This is a genomic window from Rudaea sp. (genome assembly GCF_057139185.1).
The window spans coordinates 48,694-57,591 of sequence record NZ_DBNHDN010000021.1; the positions used below are offsets into that span (position 1 = coordinate 48,694).

At 58.3% G+C, this 8,898-nt stretch carries 12 protein-coding genes; 5 read left to right on the top strand and 7 right to left on the bottom strand.

All coding sequences use genetic code 11. The features are described from left to right. Window position 1 precedes the first annotated feature (1 nt). Window positions 2-751 carry a DUF5131 family protein gene (locus AC16HO_RS07495; RefSeq protein ID WP_484335350.1) on the bottom strand — a complete coding sequence of 250 codons (750 nt, stop codon included), beginning with the start codon at window positions 749-751 and terminating at the stop codon, window positions 2-4. A gap of 79 nt (window positions 752-830) precedes the next feature. On the opposite strand from AC16HO_RS07495, the gene AC16HO_RS07500 reads away from it, so the two are divergent. Then, window positions 831-1,199 (top strand): helix-turn-helix domain-containing protein, encoded by a 369-nt coding sequence (locus tag AC16HO_RS07500; RefSeq protein ID WP_484335351.1) that lies wholly within the window; start codon window positions 831-833, stop codon window positions 1,197-1,199. Here the strand turns inward: AC16HO_RS07500 and tcmP are convergent. After that, the gene (gene tcmP / locus AC16HO_RS07505; protein ID WP_484335352.1) at window positions 1,196-2,029 is read right to left on the bottom strand and encodes a three-Cys-motif partner protein TcmP; all 834 of its coding nucleotides are present in this window, start codon (window positions 2,027-2,029) and stop codon (window positions 1,196-1,198) included. The genes AC16HO_RS07500 and tcmP overlap by 4 nt on opposite strands. A 129-nt stretch (window positions 2,030-2,158) precedes the next feature. After that, entirely contained in the window at window positions 2,159-2,446 is a 288-nt protein-coding gene (locus tag AC16HO_RS07510) for a hypothetical protein (protein WP_484335353.1), read from the bottom strand. 108 nt (window positions 2,447-2,554) lie between these two features. Here AC16HO_RS07510 and AC16HO_RS07515 point away from each other — a divergent pair, with 108 nt between their 5' ends. Beyond that, entirely contained in the window at window positions 2,555-3,523 is a 969-nt protein-coding gene (locus AC16HO_RS07515; protein WP_484335354.1) for a hypothetical protein, read from the top strand. Between the two features lie 117 nt (window positions 3,524-3,640). Here the strand turns inward: AC16HO_RS07515 and AC16HO_RS07520 are convergent, their stop codons facing one another. Next, window positions 3,641-3,937, bottom strand: a complete 297-nt coding sequence (locus AC16HO_RS07520; RefSeq protein WP_484335355.1) for a DUF7673 family protein — start codon at window positions 3,935-3,937, stop codon at window positions 3,641-3,643. A 160-nt stretch (window positions 3,938-4,097) separates the two neighbouring features. Then, window positions 4,098-4,679: a hypothetical protein gene (locus AC16HO_RS07525; RefSeq protein WP_484335356.1), complete on the bottom strand. Its 582-nt coding sequence runs from the start codon at window positions 4,677-4,679 to the stop codon at window positions 4,098-4,100. A 366-nt stretch (window positions 4,680-5,045) separates the two neighbouring features. On the opposite strand from AC16HO_RS07525, the gene AC16HO_RS07530 reads away from it, so the two are divergent. Together AC16HO_RS07530 and AC16HO_RS07535 are read left to right on the top strand one after the other, a co-directional pair. Then, window positions 5,046-5,324, top strand: coding sequence for a hypothetical protein (locus AC16HO_RS07530; RefSeq protein WP_484335357.1), 279 nt, complete (start codon window positions 5,046-5,048; stop codon window positions 5,322-5,324). Between the two features lie 208 nt (window positions 5,325-5,532). Continuing rightward, a complete protein-coding gene (locus tag AC16HO_RS07535; RefSeq protein ID WP_484335358.1) occupies window positions 5,533-6,447 on the top strand; it encodes a hypothetical protein in 915 nt (304 codons plus the stop codon). 20 nt (window positions 6,448-6,467) lie between these two features. Here AC16HO_RS07535 and AC16HO_RS07540 read toward each other — a convergent pair whose 3' ends face one another. Continuing rightward, a complete protein-coding gene (locus AC16HO_RS07540) occupies window positions 6,468-6,707 on the bottom strand; it encodes a hypothetical protein (RefSeq protein WP_484335359.1) in 240 nt (79 codons plus the stop codon). Window positions 6,708-6,726: 19 nt separating this feature from the next. Continuing rightward, entirely contained in the window at window positions 6,727-7,362 is a 636-nt protein-coding gene (locus tag AC16HO_RS07545; protein WP_484335360.1) for a hypothetical protein, read from the bottom strand. Window positions 7,363-7,619: 257 nt separating this feature from the next. On the opposite strand from AC16HO_RS07545, the gene AC16HO_RS07550 reads away from it, so the two are divergent. Next, a partial coding sequence (locus AC16HO_RS07550) for a DEAD/DEAH box helicase (RefSeq protein WP_484335361.1) occupies window positions 7,620-8,898 on the top strand: 1,279 nt, incomplete at its 3' end.

The window sequence follows — 8,898 nt, forward strand, 5'->3', positions numbered from 1 at the left end:
TTTACATCATCAGGGCTGCTTGAGCTGGCATCTCATCCCAAGTGCGTCCGTTGAGTATGCGTCCGTTCTTGGCTTTTGCACGCCTCTTTCCATCGGCACCCCAACCGCCCCATTGCTTGAAGAAGAAGGCAACCTCCTGCTCCTCACACTGGACGCGCACCGAGTCCGCCCATTCCGGCTTCATCGGGCGCGCCTTTGGGCCAGATTCACCACCGACGATCACCCAATGGATGTCGTGCAGGTCAATCTCGCCAACATCCTCCAATAGCGGCTCCACTGACAGGAATCGAATCTTCGCCTTGACGCCACGCAGGTAGTCAATCCTGGGAACACCGTGTCTGCGATTTTCCACAGACACGCCCAACCAGACGTTGTCGGGTACAGCCCGCTTCTTGAAATACTGCGCCATACGGGCCGCCCGTTTAGTCAAGATCTGATAGCTGTGCTGCGGCGTGTTGGCGATGACCTCTATGACCCGGTCGATGTACTCCGAGGGCACCTTCTCGTGAAAAAGGTCCGACATCGAATTCACGAAATAGATGGTCGGCTTCTTGCGCTTAACTGGATCCTGGAGCCGCTCCGGGATCAGACGTAGCGCAAATCCATTCTCATAGCCAGGCGTCCCCATGGCCTGCAATCGCTTCGCCATGAGTTCGGCGTAGCAATGCTTGCAGCCAGCGGAAATTTTCGTGCATCCCACGATGGGGTTCCACGTCTGCTCAGTCCACTCGATACGCGATGTCGTGGTCATGGCCAGTCTCCCCTACAGAGTCTATCCCGGTCGTCAAAGGGTAGACTATTTATGCGCATAATGATATGCAGATATGCGCATGCAAAAAACTCCTCCCCCTACAAAGATCTCGGCCGAGTCCGCATGCCGGATTGGTGGGCTATTGGACAAGTGGAGAGGCCACCAAAAGCACGAGGATCTAGCCGAGATCTGTGGTGTGACCCAAGGCCAGGTCAGCAAAATCCTGGCGGGAAAATTTACCAAGGTGGAAGGCGCAGTCGCGCGTCTCTGCGAGTTGGCGGGCATTGACCCCTACATGGAAGCTGCCAGCACTCAAAAAAACACGACCCGGCTGCGCCTATACAAGGTGTTGGATCAATGCTGGGATGGAAGCAAGGAGCAGGCCGATATGCTTATCAGTCTGTTGCAATCAGCAAGCAAGCTGGCCAACGGTCGAGCGGGGCGCTAGAGCATTAAGCGCCCTTGCGGACTGATATTGCTGATCTCAGCCCAGAACTCCTTGCCCAAATCAGCCTTAGAAGCCAGAACCAACCGGTAAAGAGGTTGATTCCGATCTCCTTTGACCAGTTCCGCCTGATAAGTCGGATCCTTGTAGCCCAGCCCCTTGATCAACTCGCACCAGTACTGGAATACCAACTGCACTTTGATGTCGCCCCGTACGTTCGGATCGATGCTGTCTTTCCAACCAGGGGCGAATTCATTCAGCCGTTCCGATCTCATCAATTGCCCAACATTCCGCTGCAAATCCATCATGCTGAAGTGAATGAGTAGATCCATGCGAGGGAATTTAGCCAAGGCCTGAATCACACTGAATGGCAGCGTCATCAAGTTATACGGATCCAAGAAAGCCAGGTGCAGGCCATTCGGACTCAACTTGGACGCAATGGTTTGCACAGTTTCATCAGCCGGCCCGACCAATGCCTCCACATTGGTCAATCCTGCCCTTTCCATACGGGTGACGCAGGCATTGATGTTAGTTGCGTCCAGATCAGCGATGTACATCTTCCCGAATGGATCTCGCTTTCCGGCTTCCAGGCCCGCAATCAAGGCGCTGCCGTCCACGATATTCTGCGTCTGCTTAATCCGGGCACGCCCGGTTCCGCAGTACAGATCAATGAACGTCGAATCGCCGTTGAATTTCCTACGCGCAGCACGGCTGATGTCAATGTAATGACGCAATCTCTGATGTTTCTCAATTACCCAGGAACCAACGATTTCCCTGGGCAACCCATCTTGCGGATCAAGTTCATATCGGTCTTCTTTCGGCTTGGTGGGCATTGCTCCCCTTCCTGGCTTATTCAACCAAGAACCCGCCCAAGCACTTTCGGCCCCGGCGATCCTGGCAGGCACTCGGCACACATCCCCAGTGTCTGCCAAAGATACTCCAGCTAGCCTCGCCACTTGTATCTAGCTATTTGTCCCCACAATAGGTGGCAACCCGACATATCGCATGTAGTTTTCAGCGATGGCCTTGGAACCGAAACTTTTCGGCCGCGGCGTATTCCAGCCTTTCATGCGAATCAGCCCCGGTCCAACCAGAAGCTCGTCCTGCAGCAATCGCCGAAAGCCGCGACCTTCGATCAGAAGGCCCCAGCGGTGGTGCCGGTCATTCAACTCGACCGCACGCGCACCTTTCACGAGCAGACACAGGCGCGCGAGCTGCGTCATGGTCAGGTCGATTAACTTGGTCTCCATGCACCCTCCTCGCCGTCGGCCTACTATGGATGCGTCGTTTCGCAGGAGCTGCGACAACAAACAGCCGTTGTCTCACCAGGTGAGACAACGGGCCTTAGGATCTTGAGCATGATGATTGGTAGCTCCCGCGGCAAAGTTCCGTTCGGCCTCAAGGAAGGCCGCTTGCACTACGTCACCGATGTACCGACCGGGATCGCCTGCGGCTGCATCTGCCCGGATCCCACATGTGCAAAGCCGTTGATCGCCCGGAACAAGCCGTCGCCGACGCGCAAGCGGATCTACCACTTCCGACACGCCTCGCTGACGTCGAGCTGCGGCGGGCGCGAAAGTGGCCTGCACCTCATGGCCAAGGAACTGGTGACGCGGGCGACCTCCTTGCTGCTACCCCGCTGGTCAGCAGATGACCTCCGGTTTGAGGCCGCGCAGGCGGCGCTCGCCCCGGGCAGCCAAGCAGAAGTCTTCGTGCGCGAAGGCCAGGTGCGCCCCGATGTCCGCGTCACCTCCCTGGTCGCTGGCGCGGTGTTGCCAGCACTGTACGTCGAGATCAAGGTGTCACATGCCGTGGACTGGGAGAAGCGCGAGAAGGTTATCGCCAAGAATCTATCCATGATCGAAATTGACCTGTCGGATCTCTCGGACGACGTGCTGCAAGACGAAGCGGCCTTCACCGAGGCGGTCTTGCACCGACCTGACAACCGCCACTGGATCCATATCGCCAACCCGGCATTTCTGGCCACCATGACCGACGCGGAGATTGTGCAGGTGACCGCCAATCGTTGGCGCGAAAAACAGGTGAGAACCCAGAAAGGCAACACGCTCTTGCTGAAGGCCCAGGATGTTCTGCGCTATGAGCCGAATGCGGACGGTCCCCAGGTCATGGAAGTGGAGCTCGCCGATACCGTGCGACCAGATGGCCAATGGGTCGACCAGTACGGCAATACCCTTCCGTACGAAAACGGGCTCTATCGACGTTTCCGTTCCACCGCGTGGTCGCCGTACGGACACGACTTCAAGACCCACCTGAAGCGCATCGTCCAGGACCACCAGGCAGACGGAATCCAGTCGTCGCTTTTATAACTGTTATATAAGGTGTGCCCGCCATATGGCGGAAGCGCCCGTCCAAACTGGACATGACCCCCGTTCGGCGAGAATCGGTGTCAGGTACACACCTGCCGCCCGTCCAAACCGGACGTGCTATTGCGCTGGGCTCGCCACCAGGTGAGGTCGCCACTCCGCCACCAATCGCTCGAACTGCGGCCCATAACCCAGGCTGTCCGGGTATCGCTGGTGACTCGCGATGAAGATGAGGATCGTCAGCACATCCACACGGATCTCCGTATCCAGACCCCACATGTCTGTAGGATCAAACTTGCCGCAGGTCTCCGCATTCCACCAGGAGAGCAAGAAATCGGCGACACGACGGCTTTGCCCGGTGTCGCGCCAGGCAACATCAAGCAGGCGTTCCAGCGCGGCCTTGTTTTTGTCATTCATCGGAGTATTCCCCGCGTGGCACGACGTGCCACGCTACCGGCTTTGGCTGTGATTCGGGTGCTGATTCACACATAAAAAACGGCTTGAATCCCGAAAACACCGGTATGCCTTGACCATTGAGAGGTCCAACGGGCAGGTGCGGCGAAGATGCCCACCGCGGTCACACGCATCCGGCCTGCAGCAAGCGATCAATCTCCGCGATGCGCGCGTCCAACCGGATCTTCTCGGCGGTTAGCGCTTCACGATCAACCATCGCGCCTTCGTCCTCGATTGAGATCCCGGTTTCGCCAGCGGCGATCTTTTTCAGGGCGACCTGGCGCGGAAAGTTGCGGATCAGCACGCTGGTTCCATCCAATACCAGGGTCTTCCAGTTCTTGTACGAACCGCCGGAGGTGAAGCCGCCTTCCAGCACCACCACGTCGTCGCCAAGGGTGGCGCCAGAATCACGCCCGGTTGCGCGTGCGACCGTCCGCCCGCCGATGGCAATCGGCGCGCAAAGCCTCGCAAGGCCGCACTCAAACATCACGCGCACCGTGCAAAGATCGCTCTCAACCCCATCTGTGCCATAAACCTCGTGGCAGAGTGCGCGAACACGCGCCTCGTCGCGCGCATCGAACGTCCAGACGCGATCAACGAATTTTCCTCCCAACGTGCGTGCGCGCCGGACAAAGGATGCGTTGTAGGGACTTGCAACCATCAATCGATCGCCAGAACCCGTGATTGAGACCAGACTGTTTTCCATCATCCTATCCTCCATGTGGTTGACGGGCGTGTCGCTTTCCGCCCACCTGGAAGAAACGATTGCACAAGAGCGCAGCCGCAAAATCCGGATTCAGCATGTAAAAACGGGTTGAATCCGGAAAACAGCGGAATTATCCGGAAAATTGCTTGTCCATACCGGACAGCCATGACATGTGCGCCCCTGTCTGCGCTCGTTAGTACAGGCGCATCACCATCTAATCGCATAGGCACTGAAGTCGTGAGGTGCCTCGCTGCCTTTGGAAGGAAACCGCTTCAGTGATGGTGGAAAACCCGCACCGACTTTGCACAAGGTCGTTCGATGGTTTCTAGGTCAAGCCACGCTCCGTGGCCTGATTGGAGTGACCTCATGGCTGACCTCGAAGACAGTGACGGCAACGACGGTGTCCGTGCCATTGCGGATGCAATGGCCTGGGCCCTGGCCAATGGCTGGCGAACAAGTGGTGCCGATTTGAAAGTGGCAGGCCGTGTCTGGAGTGAGCTGGAGGCCCTGCCTTTGTCACCCGAACTTCGTGGTCAGCAATTTCTTGAACGGCTGCTGGAAACCTATGAGGCGACGGGACAGGCGGCCACGCACCGGGCGATCCTAGCCCGATTGGTGCTGCACGTATCTGGAATTGACCAGTAGGCCGAGGGTCCGGCTGCCAGCAGTTCGCAACCTCGCCTTGCGCGCGTCTGGCGCTGGACCCGGAATAGGCCATGGATGTCGCGTTCGCCCGCGGGTGGGCATATCGTTATATCCTGTTTTCCAATATCCTATTTTCCCGACTATAGACCGCCCTGCCGACGCTTGCCGGGCGGACCCTCAGGTTTGGTTGAACCGAAGGTGCACTTGAATGGATATCAGGCTGACTTCAATGACGTTGCTGGTCGCGTTGTCGGCAGTCACCGTGACGACGACAGCGGCGCAGACCATTGGCTACAAGATCGACGGCCCTTACGACAAGCGGCAATCGAAATCTCTGTTCAAGGAGATGGTGCGCAGGGATGTCGATCCGGCCACCGATCCTGCCTATTTCTCGATCGCCCGCGAGGTCACCCTGCGTTGCCTGCCGGCCACGGGATTTCTGGCCACCGAGCAGGAAAAGCTGCGCCCGGCCACCCTCCGCATTGCGGAAGGCACACACGCCGCTTTCTACAAAATCCTGAACAAGTCCACGGGCAAGGCCTATTTCTTACTGCCCGTCGCGGAAAGAAAGCCAAATCTGGCCCCCTACAGCAACACTGCCTCCGGCACCAGAAACCATGCGCTCTACATCGGTATCGACCCGGAGCGCGGCGTCCTCCTTAGCCGAGAAATTCTGATGTACGACAAGCAGTACCAATTGCTTGATGGCAGTTGGGGCGCCTGGCATGACAATGAATGGACATCAGGCTGCGACCTTGACCCTGCATCGACGTCCGGCGATGTCCTCATCAGCGTGCTGACCAGTCAGCAATACGAGGACCGTATCCGGGCGGGCCTACGAGCCGCCAGCATCGCCCGCTCGCAGGAGGAAGCACGGCGTCAATCCGAAGCAGAGCGCACACGACCACTGAAAACCCAGATCGGCGCAGGGATCTGCAAGCTGCAGCGCGGCGTGCTATTTGAAGGATTCACTGAGGCGAAGAGCCCTGACAACAACAAGATTCAGATCCGGATCGTGCGCGCGTCGTTTTCGAGCGATGGACAACCCTCACCAGTCTCGCCGGCTGGATTCAAGGAGCAGATCATCTGGGACGATCCAGATCTTTGGCAGATGTGCCAATAGCGTGCCATCGGCAGGAATCGCTATTTCTTGCGAACCCTGCCGCTGAGTACCTTGCACCGCGTCATGCGCGGATTCAGGCACATCACCGATTGCGACACGATGGGCACCAGATCCGGGCGGTGATCGACTCTGCTGGCGCCAAAATCCTCTGGCGACAACCTGCGCGTCGACATCGGTGAGGTCAGGCACCGGAAGTCGACGGAACTGGCACCGCCGATCAATTGGCGAAGCGCCGGAATGCGGATGCGTTTCGAACTCATTGGCATGGCTCCTTCGCGATCAATGGGTCCTGGGAGATCCCGCCATCGGCAAAAGCTGCCAGCACGGCATCCCAGGCACGATGCCGAACGGATTCGGGAGCGGATAGAGCCCCTCAAGCAAGCGTCCGCTGGCACGATGATCGGCCACCGTCGCGTCCCAGTCCTGCTTTTGCGCTTCGTACAACATCAAGGCATGCTGACGGAACGACGTCGAGATCCCTTGCAACCGCGCACCAGGATCCGATGCACTCGCCATCTGCATCCGAATCAAGGCGGTCATGGTGGTGTAGGCCTTGTACATACCGACATGGCAGACGAGGCGATCTCCGGGCGGTCGCGTCCGTGCACGCTCAACGGCTTCGTCGAGATCCATGGTCGGCATCAGGTTGCACCCACGCATCAACTGCACGATGGATGCCCGGTAACGAAGAACCTTTTGCTGGATCTCCGCCAGAATAGGCGCCGCCAACCGTGCGGCCGCTTGCCAGTCGCCCTTCCCATAGGCCAAGCCCTCGCGGATCGCTTCTTCCAAGGCGCGCCGCTGCTGGTAGCAGTCCACTACCTCCCAAGCCAGCAGGACCGAATCCACGGAGCGCATCGGGACGCTCTGCTCGAGGGCATTGAACTCGCGTCGTTTCTGATTCAAATCGGACATCGTCATGCTCCAGGTCTGTGCTCACCTTGAGCACTGGGCCTGTTTCGCATGAAATTCTTCGGATCAAAGTTGGCGGCTCAAACCCCGCCATCCTGACATGGCGTGGAACACATCCATGTTCCACAGCCAAGTACTTGAGTCGCAAGCGCTGTGACAGCCTCTAGATACCGTGGCCCGCACTGGAATGGGGAAAATCCCGGCTTGGCCCTAGAATCACCGTTCACGAATCTTAACCATAGCGCCCGCATCGCCTACCCATGCCCCAGACCCTGCTGACTCCTTATCAAAGCCAGTACGTCGCTTGGTTATTGACCCGGAAAGCCGCAGGCGACACGGTCGAATCGCTGGCATCCACGCTGGTGGACTCGCAAGTCGATCTCAACCCCCATCAAGTGGATGCCGCGCTGTTCGCCTGTCGCAATCCCCTGTCACGGGGAGTGATCCTTGCGGACGAGGTCGGCTTGGGCAAGACCATCGAGGCAGGCCTGGTCATCTCACAGCGCTGGGCGGAACGGCGGCGGCGGATCCTCATTGTGGTACCCGCCAACCTGCGCAAGCAATGGCATCAGGAACTGCAAGACAAGTTCGGCTTGCAGGGCCTGATTCTGGAGGCCAAGAGCTACAACGCCATCCGCAAACAAGAGGGCCGGAACCCCTTCCAGACGGCTTCCGGTCCGGTGATCTGCTCCTACCAGTTCGCAAAATCCAAGGCTAGGGACGTCAAGGAAATCGCGTGGGACCTGGTGGTGCTCGATGAAGCTCACCGTCTGCGCAACGTCTACAAGAAAGGCAACGTCATCGCCGCAACCTTGAAGGATGCGTTCGACCACGTCCATTCGAAGGTTTTGCTGACCGCGACGCCGCTGCAGAACTCGCTGCTGGAGCTATACGGTCTCGTCAGCATCATTGATGACCGTGTCTTTGGCGATCTGGATAGCTTTCGCACCCAGTTCACCGGAACCAGCAGGGATCAGGGATTTAGTGACCTGCGCGGACGTTTGTCCTCCATCTGCAAACGCACCCTGCGCAGGCAAGTGCAGGCCTACGTCTCGTACACCGCGCGCAGGGCCATCGTGCAGGAGTTCACCCCGTCGGTCGAAGAACAGGCGCTGAGGGAGCTCGTTGCCGAGTATCTGCGCAGACCCAATCTCCAAGCCTTGCCCCAAAGTCAGCGCCAGCTGATTTCACTGGTTCTGTGGAAGTTGTTGGCATCCAGCAGCCATGCCATCGCAGGGGCACTGGCAACGATGAGCAATCGCTTGCAAGGCGTACTGGACCAGGCGCCAGTTGTCGACCTCACCGAGGAGCTTGACGAAGATTACGAGGCGCTCGACGAACTGGCCGATGAAGGTGGCGATGAGGAAGCACACAACAGTTCCGAAAGGCCCACTTCCTTGTCTCAGGAGGAGCGAGATGCGCTTTCCTCAGAGATCGACGAGCTTCGTGGTTTCAAAGATCTGGCGACCAACATCCGCGAAAACTCCAAAGGTACTGCGCTGCTTACGGCCCTCGACCGGGCCTTCGCAGAACTGGCTC